Origin of the sequence: Micromonospora sp. SL1-18 (assembly GCF_047921505.1) — a bacterium.
Lineage (GTDB): Bacteria > Actinomycetota > Actinomycetes > Mycobacteriales > Micromonosporaceae > Micromonospora.
Genome location: NZ_JBLROA010000029.1, coordinates 50899 through 65532, shown reverse-complemented (window position 1 = coordinate 65532; position 14634 = coordinate 50899). Strand labels below are relative to the sequence as shown.

Below are 14634 nucleotides of genomic sequence, written 5' to 3'. Positions count from 1 at the left end.
GCGGACGTGACCGGCGCGCCGGCCCGGTCGGTGCCAGGATGGCGGAGAGTACGCCGGAGAGGAGATGGCCGTGGGGCAGCCGGAGCCATTGACGCCGCTAGCCGAGGACTGGCAGCGGGCGCTCGCCGTGGTGGCCCACCCCGACGACCTGGAGTTCGGCGCGGCGACCGCGGTGGCCCGCTGGACCGGGCAGGGCAAGCAGGTCGTCTACTGCCTGCTCACCAGCGGCGAGGCCGGCATCGACGGGATGCCGCCGGACCGCGCCCGGGTGCTCCGGGAGGAGGAGCAACGCGCGTCTGCGGCGGTGGTCGGGGTGGACACGGTGGAGTTCCTGGGCCTGCCGGACGGGCTGTTGGAGTACGGGGTCCCGCTGCGCCGGGAGGTCGCCGGTGTGGTCCGCCGGCACCGCCCCGACATCGTGATCACCAACAACTTCCGGGACACCTGGGACGGGGCGTACGCGCTGAATCAGGCCGACCACATCGCGTGCGGCCGGGCGGTGCTGGACGGGGTCCGCGACGCCGGCAACCGGTGGCTCTTCCCGGAGCAGCTGGTGGACGGTGTCGAGCCGTGGCCCCGGGTACGCGAGGTGTGGGCGGCGGCCTCGCCGCGGGCCCGGCACGGGGTGGACGTGACCGCCACCTTCGACCGGGGCGTGGCGTCGCTGCGGGCGCACGGGGCGTACCTGAGCGGGCTGGGCGACGGCGGCTTCGACGCGGAGGAGTTCCTCGAGGGGCTGGCCCGCCCGGCCGGCACCCGCCTGGGCGTCCGGTACGGCGCCGCCTTCGAGGTCTTCCGCCTCGACCTCGCCTAGAGCGGCGGCGACGGGTCGACGCGGACGGCCCGCTCCACCGATGGTGGGGCGGGCCGGTCGGGACTGCCGGTCAGGGAAAGTTCTGCACCAGGTCCTGGGGCATGTTGTCCTTCACGTCCTGCCACTGCCCCGGGGTGATGTGCTGGCTCAGGGCGTCCAGCACCACCTGGACCACCCGCTCGGTGCCTCCCTCGACGTCGTACGGGAAGCGTTGCCGCACCTCGAACAGGAAGTCGTCCCGGTTCAGCTTCACCGGCACGTTCGTCGGCTGCCAGCCGTCGAAGTAGATGCCGCGCAGCAGCACCGGCAGCTGCTGGGCGAACTCGGCGCTCTCCTGCACCGGCATCCGGTCGCGCAGCAGGTGCAGCACCGTACGCAGGGCGCAGTAGGACTGGTTGCGTTGGGACTTCGGCCACCCGTAGGCCTGCTCGATGTCCTTGAGGATCAGGTTGGTCTTCTCGATGGAGGACTCAACCGCGGTACTCAGCTGCTCAGCCATCTGCCCACCCCCGTTGGTCGGTTTCCCATCGTCGGTCGTCTGTGCGTCGCGGCGGCCCGCTGGGCCCCCGCCACTGCCGGGTCGGATTGAACCGACCGGACCGCTCGCCGCGCCGGGGGCCGTCGGACTGCCCGACCACATGCAGCACCCCGCCACGGCGTGGATCCGATACCACCCGAACCATGGCCCACCTCCTGTCGGCTTGGCGGCCGCGTCGACGACGGACCGCACACACCGTCCAGACTGTTCGGGGAGCGGGTGAGCCCGCCTCACCCCGTCGGGATGATTCCGCCGTCAGTCGCCGCCGGGCAGCGCCGGCAATCGCTGGCCGTTGCGCTGGGCGCGACCGGGGCCGCTCAGGCCGCCCGCCGCTCCCGGTTCTGCTTGCAGGACACGCAGGATGTGGCGGACGGGAAGATCTCCAGCCGCTCCACGGGAATCGGCGCGGAGCAGCCCTCGCAGAAGCCGTACGTGCCCTCGTCGAGCCGGGTGAGCGCGTGCTCGAACTGGGCCCGCCGGTCCAGGATGCTGCGCAGCAGGGACTGGGCGGTGTCCCGCTCGGCGGTCTTGGTGCCGCTGTCGGCCTGGTCGTCGCCGGCGGTGTCGCCGATCTCGACCAGCCGGAGCACCTGGCTCTGCACCACGGCCTGCTCGTATTCCGCGGTCAGCTCGTCGTACCGCGACTGCAGGGACTGCCGGATCTGGTCGACCTCCGCCTGGGAGCGGCCCTGGGCTGTCGTGTCGTGGACGAGCATCGCTGCCTGCCTTTCCTGGCGCCTCATGCCGGTCCGGGGCGACGAGCGCCCCGGACATGGTCCGATGGATGCACTGGCGGATCACCCGTGCTGTGTGAGCCGGGCGATTACCCGCCGCCACTCCGGGTCAAACCGGGGACTTCCGCGTTCTTTGCCGACCTTCGTGCACGTTGCGCCGATCCGGTTCGTCACCTGACGTCCTTGATGACCGGATCATCGGATTTCGGATCAGGCGGCCTCGACCAGGGCCGGGTGGCGTGGGTCGTCGGCCCGGACCACCACGTCGGCGAAGGAGGCGGGCGCCACCTCGTCGGCGTACCGGGCGAAGGCGGGCAGCGTCCAGCGCAGCCCGGGGTCGGTCCGCCGGGCCAGCGCCGCCGGGGAGAGTTCCACGTGGACGATGACGTCGAACGGCAGCCCGCCGCCGAGCAGCAGCGCCCCGCTGACCAGCACCACCCCTCCGGGCGGCAGCTCGACGTACGCCGCCCTGCTGGCCCGGTCGGCGCCGGCGTCCCAGAGTGAGGGCAGCACCCGCCCCGACCCGTCGGGGCCGGCCGGGTCGAGGACCTCCCGGCGCAGCCCGGCCTCGTCGAGCCAGCCCTCGTAGTACGCGTCGGGATTGGTCCGGCCGTGCTCGAGGCGGACCGAGGCGGGCCGGAGGAAGTCGGCGGACCGTACGTGCAGCACCGGACGCCCCGCGGCGCGCAGCGGATCGACCAGGGCGGCGGCGAGGGCGTCCGGGTCGGCGGCCGGCGGACCGTCGACGGCCACCCTCAGCCGGCCCGGTACGGCGGCGCCGGCGAGCCGGTCGGTCAGCTCGGCGACGAGTCGCTCGGGAGTGATCGGACGGACACGCACCCGACCATCGTGCCCGGCCACGACGCCGGCGGCCGCGCCCGGGGCAGCCTCCCAGTCCCCGACGCCGGTCAGCCGGTGCGGTCGATCGTGACGCGGGCGTCGTCGGCGAGCCGGTAGCCGACGCCGTAGACGGTGGTGACCAGCGGGACGTCGACGCCGACCTTGCCGCGCAGCCGGCGCACGTGCACGTCGACGGTGCGGACGCCGGCGTGCTCGTAGCCCCAGACGGCGTTGAGCAGCTGCAACCGGGTGAACACCCGGCGGGGGTTGGCGACCAGGTGCAGCAGCAGGTCGAACTCCAGCCGGGTGAGCGGCAGCGGCTCGCCGTCGCGCAGCACGGATCGGGACGCGGCCAGGATGTGCAGGGCCGGGACGGCCGGCGCGAGGGGCAGGGCCGGCGAACGCCCGGCCGGCACCGGGTCGGGCCGCCGCTCCGCCGGGCCGCTCCCGCCGGTGATCACGGCGTCGCCGCGTTCCAGCAGCTCGCGGGCGGCCTCCAGCAGTCGCCGCGCGGCCGGGCTCAGCGACTCGTCACAGGCCAGCGGGATGTTGAGGGTGACCGTGAGCACCGGGGTGCCCGTGTTGGCCGGGCGACGCTGGCCGCCGGGGGGACGCCCGGGAACCGCGGGCTGGGACAGATGCCATCCGGCGCGCGACGAGGCGGGGCTGACGGACATGATCCTCCTTGGCTGGTCCGGGGATCCCCCCGCGGCCCGGGGCGCCGCTTCATCGATGCATCCCGGCCCCCTCCGAGGATCAAGGGGCTACCGCGTTGCATGACTGTGACAATTGACGAACACATCGGAGCCAGATGCTCGCTCTGCGTATGGGTCAGATGATTACAGCAGAGCGACGAGATGATCCGCTACCCGGGGTCCCCGCCCGATTCACCGTGGGCTGCGGACCGGCGGATCCACCCGGTAGCCGGGCACCGAGGGCCAGCGCACGGTGAGCAGCACCGACTCCCGTTCGGCGTACCAGGAGTGGTCCACGCCCCGGCCCCACACCACGTAGTCGCCCGGGTCCCGCAGCAGCACCGTCCGATCCGGCAGCTCGACCCGGAACGCGCCGCTGATCAGCACCAGCAGCGCGGTACGCCGCTCCCCCGTCGCCCATGTCGAGCGGGCCTCCCCGGCCGGGTGCACGCCCCACTTCACCTCGACCTCGGTGCTGTGCCGGACGTCGCCGGGCGGCTTGAAGTGGCCGAGCAGCCAGCCCGCGTCCGTCGCCCCGTCCACCGCCGCGTTGCCGACGTAAACCCGATCGTCCATCCGACCCCTCCCCCACCGGCTCGGCAAGCTGTCCGCCGGTACCGGGATGATCGCACCAACCTGCTCGACCGGAACTGGCCTCCCGCCGTGCTCCCGCGCAGGACCCGGCCAGGCGGTATACAGGTGCGGTGGAGGATCCCGTAACCGAGCAGATGCGCGCGGCGGCCGGCGCGTTGCTGACGGCGCTCGACGAGCCGGCCCGGCAGCGGGCCCGGCACGACTTCGACGACGACGACGCCCGGCGCTGGCTGGAGTACCGACCCCGGCCCCGGCCCGGGGTCAGCCTGGCCGACGTGGACGCCACCGCCCGCAAGGCCGCCCACCGGCTGCTCGCCACCGCGCTCAGCCCCGCCGCGTACGCCCAGGCCATGGCGGTCGTCGCGCTTGAGGAGGTGCTCGACCGGGCGGAGGACTGGCGGCGCGGCCGGCACAGCGGCGACTACTGGGTGGCCGTCTTCGGCGACCCGGCCCGCGACGACCGGTGGGGGTGGCGGTTCGAGGGGCACCACCTGTCGGTGAGCATGACCGTGGTCGACGACCAGGTCTCCCCCGCCCCGCTGTTCCTCGGCGCCAACCCGGCCACCGTCCGGCACGCCGGCCGCCCGGTCTCCCGGCCGCTCGGCCCCGAGGAGGACCTGGCCCGCGAGCTGCTCGACGCGCTCGGGCCGGCCGGGCGGGCCGCCACGATCATCGCCGACGAGGCGCCGGCCGACATCATCAGCGCCACCCGGCCCACCGCCCCGGAGCGGCTCGATCCGCTCGGCGTACCCCGGGATCGGCTCACCCCGACGGGGCGGGCGCTGCTCGACCAGCTCGTCGCCCTCTACCTGGACCGGCTCCCGCCCGAGCTGGCGGCGCGCGAGGCGGGCCGGCTCGACGGCGGGGAGCTGCACTTCGCCTGGGCCGGCGCGACCCGCCCCGGGCAGCGGCACTACTACCGGATCCAGGGCGACGACCTGCTGATCGAGTACGACAACACCACCGACGACGGCAACCACGCGCACACCGTGCTGCGCCGTCCGGCCAGCGACTTCGGCACCGACGTCCTCGCCGCCCACCACACCACCCACGCCCACTGACCGTCGCTGGGCGGTCAGGGGCGGCGGGCCTCGATGAGGAAGCGCTGGGCGTGGGCGACGAAGGGGCCGTCGGCGCGGATGCGGTCGTGCAGGCGGCGCAGCTCGTCGTGGTAGCGGTCGACGGTGAAGCCGGGGACGGTCCAGATCACCTTGCGCAGGAAGTAGACCACCGCGCCGATGTCGTGGAACACCATACGCAGGGTGGCCGTACGCAGGTCCACGACCGCCAGCCCGGCGGCCCCGGCGGCGGCGACCGCCTGCTCGGGGTGGCGGGCGGCCGGCGGCGGGAGCGGCCCGAGGATCGCCTCGCTCAGCTCCCGCACCGTGCCGGCGCCGATCTGCTGGGACAGGTAACTGCCACCGGGGCGCAACACCCGGGCGATCTCGCCCCACCAGGTGTCCACCGGGTGCCGGCTCACCACCAGATCGAACGACCCGGCCCGGAACGGCAGCGACGGCTTTCCGGCCACCTGCACGACGGCGGCGCCGACCCGGCGCAGCGTACGCCGGGCGACCGCGACGTTCGGCGGCCACGCCTCGGTGGCGACCAGCAGCGGGGGCGGGACGGGCACCTCGGCCAGCACCTCTCCCCCGCCGGTGTCGATGTCCAGCGCGGCGTCGACGGTGGCCATCCGGGCGCCGACCAGGCGGGCGTACCCCCAGGGTGGGCGCTCCTCGGTGGCCCGCCCGGCGAGCCAGGAGAAGTCCCAGCCCTCGACCGGCGCGGCGGCGCCCTCGGTGATCAAATCCTCGACGTCACGGTTCGCGCTCACGAGCCGACCCTGCACGTCAGCCCGCGCTGCGGCAACAGGTTTCCGTGCCGCACGAGAACGCGGCATTTTACATAGTGGGAGCTATTTCCCTGGTTATGAGACAGACCCCCTACTGTCCGGCACATGCGAAACTCACGCTGGACCATGCTCGGTCTCGGCACCGGCGCGCAGACGGCCGGGACCACGTACCTGTACGGGCTGGTGTGTCTCATCCCCGCGTTGCACGCCGAGCGCCCCGGTGCCTCGCTGGCGGCGCTAGGCGGGGTGACGGCGGCGCCGGGGATCGGGATGGTGCTCGGAGTATTCGCGTGGGGAGCGATCGCCGACCGGAAGGGCGAGCGGCTCACCATCCTCGTCGGCCTCGGCGCGGCAGCGGTCCTGCTGGTCGCCGCCGCGGCCGAGGGACCACTGTTGCTCCAGGGGCTGCTGCTGGTGTTGGCCGGGGCCGCCGGCTCGGCGGTCTACGCCGCGAGTGGACGAGTGGTCGTCGGATGGTTTCCGCCCGGGCAACGTGGGCTCGCGATGGGCATACGGCAGGCGTCGCAGCCGGTCGGCGTCGGGCTTGCCGGCGCGGTGCTGCCGGCGCTCGCCGAGTGGGGCGGCGTGCGGGCAGCGCTGCTGACCTGCTCTGCCGCCTGCGTGTGTGCCGCCGTTGTGTGCGCGTTCCTGCTGGTGGACGCGCACCGCCCGGCGGCCGCCGTGGCCGCCACCGGCCCGTCGCCCTATCGACGGGCCGAAATTTGGCAGCTTCACGGCGCGAGCGTCCTGCTCGTGGTCGCCCAGTCCGTGGCGGTCACCTTCGCCACCGACTTCGTCGTCCACGAACGCCGTTGGTCGCTGACCGCCGCGGGCGCCGTGCTGGCGTGCGCGCAGTTCGCGGGCGCGGTGGCCCGGGTGGCGGCCGGGCGATGGTCGGACCGGGTCGCCGATCGGATGGTCCCGCTGCGGGTCATCGCGGTCGCGGCCACGGCCGCGCTCGGCATGCTGGCCGTCACGGCCGAGTTCGGCCCGGGTGCGTCGGTGTTCGCGTTGCTGCTGGCGGGACTGGTCACGGTGAGCTGGCACGGCATCGCGTACGCAGCTGTCAGCGATGCCGCGCCGAGTGGCTGGACCGGACGGGCCGTGGGCGCCCAGACGACAGTGCAGAACGTCGCCGCCGCGCTGACGCCGTATGCCTTTGGCGCCGGCATCCAGGCACATGGCTACGGCCCCGCGTATGCCCTCGCGGCGTCAGCGCCCCTCGCTGCGGCACTCGTGCTGCCACGCGCCCGCGCGGCGACACGCCGGCTCATGCCGGCGGGCGGATGATCTCCACGGTGGAGACGGGGAGATCGCTAAGCGTCTCCAGGCCGGTCGCCTCGGCGGCCGGACCGAGGTCGAGCTGGCGCATCAACCGGGCGCCGAGCCACACGCCGACCGACCCGACGCCCAACGCGACCAGCTCGGTGGCCAGCTCCACGCCGGTCGCGCCGCGCTGCGGCGCCTGGGCCCGGATCAGGCAGGTGAGCAGGAACAGCGCCACCATCGCGGCATTGACCAGGTGGCAGGTGACCGCGGTGCGCCGGGCCGGATCGGCGCGTACGTCCCACAGGTCGACCATCCCGGCGACGACGGCGAGCGCGGCGGCGACCAGGGCGACCACGGCGGTCCATTGACATCCTCCCCCGCCTAACTAAAGGCGGGAGATTCCCGCTTCCAGCGCCGTGCGTGATCGGCGCTGGGTGGGTGGTCGACAGGGCACCTTTCGATCCCTGTCCCGGACTGCCCGCCCGGGGAGTGGGGACGCCGCCTCGGCGGCGTCCCTGACGTTGATCGCCGCGTTCACGTCAGCATTGGCCTGATATCCGCAGGACCCGCACCGGAACATCGCTTGGCTTTCGCGATTGTTCCGATCGGTGTACCCGCAGCGGCTGCACCGCTGGGACGTGAACGCGGCTGGCACCCTGGCGATTCGGGTGCCGGTGACACGTGCCCGGTTGGCCAGGGCCGTCTCGAATAGCCCCCAGCCCTTGTCGAGGATCGCCCGGTTCAGCCCGGCCTTCTGCCGCACGTTGACGCCAGGCTCCGCGATGGTGCCTTTCGCGGTCGCGGTCATCGCTATGACGGGCAGGCGCTCCAGCTTGACGACCGCGTGCTGGGCGCAGAGCCGGTTCGCCGCCCACATGACGAAGTCGCGACGCCGATTACGGATCTTCGCCTCGGTTCGGGCGATCTCGGCACGGATCTTGCGGGCGCGATTCGAGGTCTTCGTGCCGTGTTTGCGGCGGGCGGTCTCCTGCCGGCCAGCTGCCGATTTCAGCCTGGCCAACTCCCGCTCCTGGCCGGGCCTGGTGAACATGCGGTTCCACATGCGCCCGTCGGACATGGCAAGGGCGACCTTCACGCCACGGTCGACGCCCACAACGGTGCCAGGTTGGGCGTGCGCCTCGGGCGTCTTGACACCGGCGTGGACGCCGAACCCGACGTGCCAGGCGACTCCGTCGAAGGACACCACCGCGTTACGGACCGCGCCGCCCAACGGGCGGGACCAGCGGAACCTGACCTCGCCGATCTTCGGCAGGCTGACCACGCCCCACCGGCGGTTGACCCGCCGTACGGCAATCGCCTGGCCCGGAAACGGAACCGACAGCCGCGCGGAGCGGCGCTTGCGCGTCGGCGCTCCGGCGGGGTGCTGCGGGTCCCACCAGTTGCGATACGCCTGATCCAGCTGCCGCAACACCTGCTGGCCGGACTGCGCCGGCAGGTCAGCCACCCAGTCGAGTTCCTTGCGCGCCTCGGTCAATGAGGCGCACTGCACGGCGACCCCGAGGGTGGCCCTGCGCTGCTGCCACGCGAACTGACGCTGCTCCAAAGCGGTGTTATACAGCCAGCGGCACGTGTGCCCCCACGAGGCCAGGCGCTGCGCCTGGTCCTCTGCGGGGTACAGCCGGTACCTGCGGCCCATATCCGCCGTCACGTTCTACATCGTACACTTGTTCTGATGGCCACCGGTTACCCGGTTCCCGCTGGCAGGCACTGCGTTTTCCTGCTTCACACCCATTTGGTTTTCGTCAGAAAGTACCGGGCAAGTCGTTCAGTTGTCCCGGGGTCGGGAGACGGTGAGGACCAGCCGCTCGGCAACCTCGCGCAGCGGTATGTCCAACGAGGAGGCGGCGGTGCGGAGCACGTCCAGGGCCTCGGGTGCCGGGCAGCCGCGCTGGGTCATGATCACACCGACGGCCTGCCCGACGACCCCCTCCTCCAGCAACGCCGAGTCGAGCTGGTCGGCCCAGGCGGCCTGCCGCTCCCGATTCCGCACGGCGGCGAGGAGCAGCCCCGCGTGCTCGGCGAGGAGCATCGCGGTGAGCTGGTGCCGGGTGGCCAGCGCGGCGGCGGACTCGGCGTACAGGTTGATCGCGCCGATCACCTGCTCGTCCACGTCGACCGGCGCGGAGATCACCCCGCGCACGCCGAGCCCGCGGGCCCGGTCGGCCCACGCCGGCCAGCGCGCCTCCCGGTGGAGGTCGGGCGCGATGATCATCTCGCGACGGTGGATGGCCGTCATCGCCGGGGTGTCCGGGCCGTGCCGGAGGTCGTCCAGCTCGGCCCGGCCGACGTCCGAGGCCGCCACCCCGGCGGGCTCGCCGGCCCGCAGGGCGGTGAAGCCGCAGCAGTCGATCCCGGGTACGGCGTCCCGCGCGATGCGGACCAGCCGGGTCAGCGCCTCGTCGAAGTCGGCGACGGCGATGAGGCCGGCGGTCAGCTCGCGCAGCAGCGCGGCGGTCTCCAGCACCCCGAACGTGTCGAGCCGGGGCTTCCGTGTGTCGAGGTTCACCGGCCCACGGCCCCCGCCACCACCCCCGCGTACGACCGCGCGATGTTCCCGTCCGGCGCCATTGCCTGTGCCATCCGCTGCTCTCTCCCTGACTCGAAGCCCCGGCCTACTACCCTTCCAAACCAGGTTCGAAACAGTGCAAAGGGGTCCCTTCCGGCGTGGCGGAGGTGCCGGCAGGGACCCCTTCGTCGAAGGTCAGCGCGACCCGGAGATCAGCCGCCGGCCCACCGAGGCGATCAGCCGGTCCAGCTCCGAGCCGAACGGGTTGTCGTGCACCAGGTACGTCCAGGTGGCGCTCGGCCGGACCAGCTTCGCGGCGTCCGGCTCCCAGCCGTCGGAGAACTCCGTCTCCTCGAAGGTGGCGATGGTCCGCGTCTCGATCTCGGGGACGAGCGCGTTGAACGCCGGGACGGCGCTGCGGTGGAACTCGTCCAGCGGGTCGAGGCGGCCCAGCGCCCGCAGGTGCACGCCCTCGCGGACCTCGGAGAGCTCGGCCAGGTGCTCGGCCCAGAGCCGGTCCAGGTGGTAGAGCGCGATCTTCCGGGCCACGTCGGCGAGCAGGTCCTCGTCCATCTCGCCGGCCTTCTCCGACACCCGCTCCAGCAGCATCAGCGCGGCGATGTCGCTGGTCAGCAGCCGCTCCCGACGCTCGGCGAGGGCCTTGCGCTGCTGCTCGATCACCACGCTGTACCGCCAGGTGTTGCGGTGGATCTCGTGGTTGACGCCCTCGGCGACCCGCTGGGCGTGCTCCACCGCGTAGTCGACCTGGGGGTCGGTGACCAGGCCGTCGGCGTTCATCCGGGGTGAGGCCGGGACGGTGTCGCCGGCGTGCCGGACGACCAGGTCGTCCTCCAGGCTGACGAAGAACACCGAACCGCCGGGATCGCCCTGCCGCCCGGCCCGGCCGCGGAGCTGGTCGTCGACCCGGCGGCTGTCATGCCGGCCGCTGCCGATCACGTAGAGGCCGTCGAGGGTGGCCACCCGCTCCCGGTCGGACTGGTCGCTGCCGCCGAGGCGGATGTCGACGCCCCGGCCGGCCATCTGGGTGGAGACGGTCACCGCGCCGTACGCGCCGGCCTCGGCGATGATCGCCGCCTCCTCGTCGTCGTTCTTGGCGTTGAGGACCACGCAGGACACCCCGGCCGCGTGCAGCCCGGCCGCCAGGCCCTCCGACTCCTTCACGTCGAGGGTGCCGACCAGCACCGGACGACCCGCCTCGTGGCAGCGCTTGATCTCGTCGATCAGCGCCTCCTCCTTCTCGGCGCGGGTGGCGTAGATCCGGTCCGGCTCGTCCTCCCGGACGCACGGGGTGTTCGGCGGGATCACCGCCACCTCGAGGCCGAAGAACTCGCGGAGCTGGTCACCGACGAGCACCGCGGTCGCGGTCATCCCGCAGACCTTCGGGTAGAGCGCGATGAACGCCTGCACGGCGATGGTGCCCAGCACCTCGCCCTCGGCGGTGGCGTCCAGGCCCTCCTTCGCCTCGACCGCCGCCTGCAGCCCGTCCGGCCAGCGGCGACGCTGGGCCACCCGGCCGCGCATCTCGTCGATCAGCTCGACCGAGCCGTCCCGGACGATGTAGTCCACGTCGCGGTGCAGCAGGGCGTGCGCGTGCAGCGCCACGTTGACCGCGGAGAGCTGCCCGACGTGCTCCTCGTCGTACAGGTCGATGCCGCCGAGCTTGGCCTCGACGGTGGCCAGACCGGCCGAGGTGAAGGCGACGCTGCGGCCGTCGTCGGCGATCGTGTAGTGGTTGCCCTTGCGCAGCCCGCGGACCAGCGCCGCGGCCGCGTGCACCGGGTCCTGCTCGCCGGGGACCGCGCCGGCGAGGACCATCGGCACCCGGGCCTCGTCGATGAGGATCGAGTCGGCCTCGTCGACGATGGCGGTCTTCAGCGCCGGCTGCACCCGGTCGTCGATGTCGGTGACGAGCTGGTCGCGGAGGAAGTCGAAGCCGGCCTCGCTGACCGAGACGTAGGTGACGTCGCAGGCGTACGCGGCGCGCCGCTCGTCGGGGGTGGAGGCCTCGTTGACCCAGCCGACGGTGAGCCCGAGCAGGTCGTAGACCGGCGCCATCCACTCGGCGTCGCGGCGGGCCAGGTAGTCGTTGACCGTGAGCACGTGCACCGGGCCGTTGCCCATCCGGACGTGCCCGTACGCGGCGACGGTCGCGGTGAGCGTCTTGCCCTCACCGGTGGCCATCTCGGCGACCTTGCCGGAGAGCAGGGCCATCGCGCCGAGCAGCTGGACGTCGTACGGCCGCTGGTCGAGGCCGCGGCGGGCCGCCTCGCGGCCAATCGCACAGATCTCCTCGTACCCCTCGGCCTGCCCGGCGGCCTCGGTCAGCTCGGCGTCGGTGAGCTTCTCCAGCTCCGCCTCGCGGGCCTCGACGGCCGGCAGCAGCTTCTCCAGCGGAGCCAGGTCGACCGTCGTCCCCGGGCGCTGGAGGAACCGCCGGAACCTGCTCTTGAACCGTTGCGACACACCCATGAGCGGCAACGGTACGCGAACCGGGGCCGGTTGTGACCCCCGCCTGGCGCCGGTGTTGCCCGATGTTCGAATCCGTGTCTGTTTCCGGAGTTCAGAGGCGGTCCGGCCGGATGGCCGTACCGGCGTTTTCAGGCGGTGAGGATCACCTGCAGCTCGTGCCGGCGGCGCTGTGCCAGGTCGGTCAGCACCGCCGGTGCCTCCGCCAGCGGCACCACCGCCGAGACGAGGTGCTCGCGGATCAGGTCCCCGTACTGCCGCAGCAGCTCGATGGTCGCCGCGGAGAGGCGCTCCCGGTCCCAGCTGGGGGCGAGCCCGCGCGGCACCCGCCCGATCTGGGCGCAGCGCAGCGACAGCCCGTTGTGGTGGAACTCCTCCCCGAACCGGACCGCGTCCGCGCCGGACTGGTAGAAGGCCAGGTCGATCACGGTGCCCTGGGGGCGCAGCAGGCGCAGCGCGAGCTGCAGCGCCCAGGCCTGGCCCCGGCACTGGAAGACCACGTCGGCACCCCGGTCGCCGGCGGCGTGGTGCCACCGGGTCTTGAGCAGCACCGCCGGGTCGTCCGCCGCCGGATCCAGCGTCTCCAGACCGAGCGCCTCGGCCACCTCCCGCCGCGCCGGGGTGGGATCGAGCACCACCACGGAGGCGGCGCCGTGCCGCCGGGCGAAGAGCGCGGTGAGCAGGGCGACCACCCCGCTGCCCACCACCGCCACCCGCCGGCCGCGCACCCCGTCGCCGAGCGCGCGTACGTCGGGGCCGCACAGGTCGGCGGCGGCGTGCAGCAGGCCGTTGGCGCAGATCGGGCCCATGTGCGCGACGTAGACGCCGAGCAGCGGGTCGAGGTCGTCGGGCAGCGGGACGAAGCGCTCGGCGAGCGGGTCGGCCAGGTACCCGCTGCGGTGGCCGTACGTCATCGCGCCCACCGTGCCCTCCGGGATCGCCGGGGTATGGCTCTCCACCACCCGGCCGACCTGCATGTAGCCGAGCCGGGTCACCGGGTACGGGGCGCTCGCCGCGCCGGGCTGGAAAAGTCCGAGGTCGGCGTTCCAGGTGGCGTTGAGGTAGGGGTTGGTGCCCTTGACGTAGCTCAGCTCGGTGCCGGCGGAGACGCCGCTGAACAGCGTCTCCACCCGGAAGGTGCCCTCGCGCGGCTCGGCCGCCTCCTGCTCGACCAGCTCGACGGCGCCCGGTCCGCTGACGACCACCACCCGGTCACGCATCGATGGTCACGCCCGGCAGGGTGACCTCGGCCGGTGTCGCGTCGGCGACCGGCGCGGTGAGCCGGGCGGCCGGGCCGGTGGGCAGCGCCACGGCGCGTCCGGTCCGCGCCGACTCGGCCACCGCCAAGGCGAGCCGCTGGGTACGCAGCGCCTCGGCGTACGGGACTCGGACGTCGTCGCCGACCCCCCGGACCGCGTCGACGAAGGCCCGGTCCACGGCCACCCGGGCGCCGTCCGGGTCGGCGGGCAGGTGCCGCTCGCCGTCGGCGTCGCGGATCAGCAGGCCGTCCTCGGCCAACGACAGCGCCAGCCCGTCGGCGAGGATCTCCACGCCGGCCCGGTGCTTCCAGGTGAGCACGCAGGCCACGGCGAGGGTGCCGACCGCACCGGTGGCGAAGCGCAGGGCGGCTGTGGTGACCGAGTCGATGTCGGCACCCTCCACCGGCGGCGGGCTGCCGTCGCCGTACGCGGTCACCTCGGTCACCTCGCCGGCCAGCAGCCGGACCAGGTCCAGCACGTGCGCGGCCTGTTCGACGACCGGGCCGCCGGAGCGGTCGTGCCGGGCCCACCAGGGCGCCGGCGGCACCTTGTCCAGCCAGGCGCCGTTGACCATCCGCACCGGGCGGTCGGCCAGCAGTTCCCGGGCCTGCTGCACCACGTGCAGGTAGCGCCAGTGGTGGCCGACCGCGGTGAGCAGCCCCCGCTGCTCGACCAACGCGGCGACCCGCTCCGCCGTCTCCAGGTCCACCGCCACCGGCTTCTCCACGAACATCGGCACGCCGGCCTCGATCACCAACTCCTCGACCGGGCCGTGCGCGAACGGCGGCACGCACACGTACACCGCGTCCGGGCCGGCTGCGAGCAGGTCCGCCACGTCGGCGAAGGCATGGCCGCCGTGCGCCTCGGCCAGCGTCCGCGCCGGGTCCGGGGCGGTGTCGGTCACCCCGAGCAACTCCACGTCCTCGAAGCCGGTCAGCACCCGGGCATGGCGTTGCGCCACCCCACCGGCTCCCACCAGTCCCACCCGGCACGTGCGCATGGCCTCGTCCCTCTCGCCGCGTCAC

The 14634-nt window shown here is 73.4% G+C and carries 15 protein-coding genes; 3 read left to right on the top strand and 12 right to left on the bottom strand.

Going from position 1 to position 14634, the window contains the following annotated elements; all coding sequences use genetic code 11:
• Positions 1 to 70 precede the first annotated feature (70 nt).
• Positions 71 to 814, top strand: coding sequence for a PIG-L deacetylase family protein (locus ACNAW0_RS16290; RefSeq protein ID WP_416288708.1), 744 nt, complete (start codon positions 71 to 73; stop codon positions 812 to 814).
• Between the two features lie 70 nt (positions 815 to 884).
• Here ACNAW0_RS16290 and ACNAW0_RS16285 read toward each other — a convergent pair whose 3' ends face one another.
• The 5 genes from ACNAW0_RS16285 to ACNAW0_RS16265 form a co-directional block, all read right to left on the bottom strand.
• A complete protein-coding gene (locus ACNAW0_RS16285) occupies positions 885 to 1313 on the bottom strand; it encodes a DUF2267 domain-containing protein (RefSeq protein ID WP_416288707.1) in 429 nt (142 codons plus the stop codon).
• A 356-nt stretch (positions 1314 to 1669) separates the two neighbouring features.
• Positions 1670 to 2068 (bottom strand): TraR/DksA family transcriptional regulator, encoded by a 399-nt coding sequence (locus ACNAW0_RS16280; protein WP_416288706.1) that lies wholly within the window; start codon positions 2066 to 2068, stop codon positions 1670 to 1672.
• A gap of 228 nt (positions 2069 to 2296) precedes the next feature.
• On the bottom strand, positions 2297 to 2926 hold the full coding sequence (locus ACNAW0_RS16275) for a uridine kinase (protein WP_416288705.1): 630 nt from the start codon (positions 2924 to 2926) through the stop codon (positions 2297 to 2299).
• A 68-nt stretch (positions 2927 to 2994) separates the two neighbouring features.
• Positions 2995 to 3603 (bottom strand): winged helix-turn-helix domain-containing protein, encoded by a 609-nt coding sequence (locus tag ACNAW0_RS16270; RefSeq protein WP_416288704.1) that lies wholly within the window; start codon positions 3601 to 3603, stop codon positions 2995 to 2997.
• A 210-nt stretch (positions 3604 to 3813) separates the two neighbouring features.
• Positions 3814 to 4197 (bottom strand): signal peptidase I, encoded by a 384-nt coding sequence (locus tag ACNAW0_RS16265; protein WP_416288703.1) that lies wholly within the window; start codon positions 4195 to 4197, stop codon positions 3814 to 3816.
• Between the two features lie 152 nt (positions 4198 to 4349).
• Between ACNAW0_RS16265 and ACNAW0_RS16260 the strand changes: the two genes are divergently transcribed.
• Positions 4350 to 5276 carry a DUF3500 domain-containing protein gene (locus tag ACNAW0_RS16260; protein ID WP_416288732.1) on the top strand — a complete coding sequence of 309 codons (927 nt, stop codon included), beginning with the start codon at positions 4350 to 4352 and terminating at the stop codon, positions 5274 to 5276.
• Positions 5277 to 5290: 14 nt separating this feature from the next.
• Here the strand turns inward: ACNAW0_RS16260 and ACNAW0_RS16255 are convergent, their stop codons facing one another.
• Positions 5291 to 6049, bottom strand: coding sequence for a class I SAM-dependent methyltransferase (locus ACNAW0_RS16255; protein WP_416288702.1), 759 nt, complete (start codon positions 6047 to 6049; stop codon positions 5291 to 5293).
• Between the two features lie 123 nt (positions 6050 to 6172).
• On the opposite strand from ACNAW0_RS16255, the gene ACNAW0_RS16250 reads away from it, so the two are divergent.
• Positions 6173 to 7357 (top strand): MFS transporter, encoded by a 1185-nt coding sequence (locus ACNAW0_RS16250; protein WP_416288701.1) that lies wholly within the window; start codon positions 6173 to 6175, stop codon positions 7355 to 7357.
• Here the strand turns inward: ACNAW0_RS16250 and ACNAW0_RS16245 are convergent.
• The 6 genes from ACNAW0_RS16245 to ACNAW0_RS16220 all read right to left on the bottom strand — a co-directional run bounded on the left by ACNAW0_RS16245 (position 7338) and on the right by ACNAW0_RS16220 (position 14609).
• On the bottom strand, positions 7338 to 7691 hold the full coding sequence (locus tag ACNAW0_RS16245) for a DUF2231 domain-containing protein (RefSeq protein WP_416288700.1): 354 nt from the start codon (positions 7689 to 7691) through the stop codon (positions 7338 to 7340). The genes ACNAW0_RS16250 and ACNAW0_RS16245 overlap by 20 nt on opposite strands.
• A gap of 30 nt (positions 7692 to 7721) precedes the next feature.
• On the bottom strand, positions 7722 to 9005 hold the full coding sequence (locus tag ACNAW0_RS16240) for an RNA-guided endonuclease InsQ/TnpB family protein (RefSeq protein ID WP_416288698.1): 1284 nt from the start codon (positions 9003 to 9005) through the stop codon (positions 7722 to 7724).
• 117 nt (positions 9006 to 9122) lie between these two features.
• Entirely contained in the window at positions 9123 to 9863 is a 741-nt protein-coding gene (locus tag ACNAW0_RS16235) for a GAF and ANTAR domain-containing protein (RefSeq protein ID WP_416288697.1), read from the bottom strand.
• A gap of 195 nt (positions 9864 to 10058) precedes the next feature.
• Complete coding sequence (gene secA2, locus ACNAW0_RS16230; RefSeq protein ID WP_416288695.1) at positions 10059 to 12353, bottom strand: accessory Sec system translocase SecA2; 2295 nt, start codon at positions 12351 to 12353, stop codon at positions 10059 to 10061.
• Positions 12354 to 12481: 128 nt separating this feature from the next.
• Complete coding sequence (locus ACNAW0_RS16225; protein ID WP_416288694.1) at positions 12482 to 13570, bottom strand: zinc-binding dehydrogenase; 1089 nt, start codon at positions 13568 to 13570, stop codon at positions 12482 to 12484.
• A complete protein-coding gene (locus ACNAW0_RS16220) occupies positions 13563 to 14609 on the bottom strand; it encodes a Gfo/Idh/MocA family protein (RefSeq protein WP_416288693.1) in 1047 nt (348 codons plus the stop codon). The genes ACNAW0_RS16225 and ACNAW0_RS16220 overlap by 8 nt, the downstream gene beginning before the upstream one ends.
• Positions 14610 to 14634: the final 25 nt, after the last annotated feature.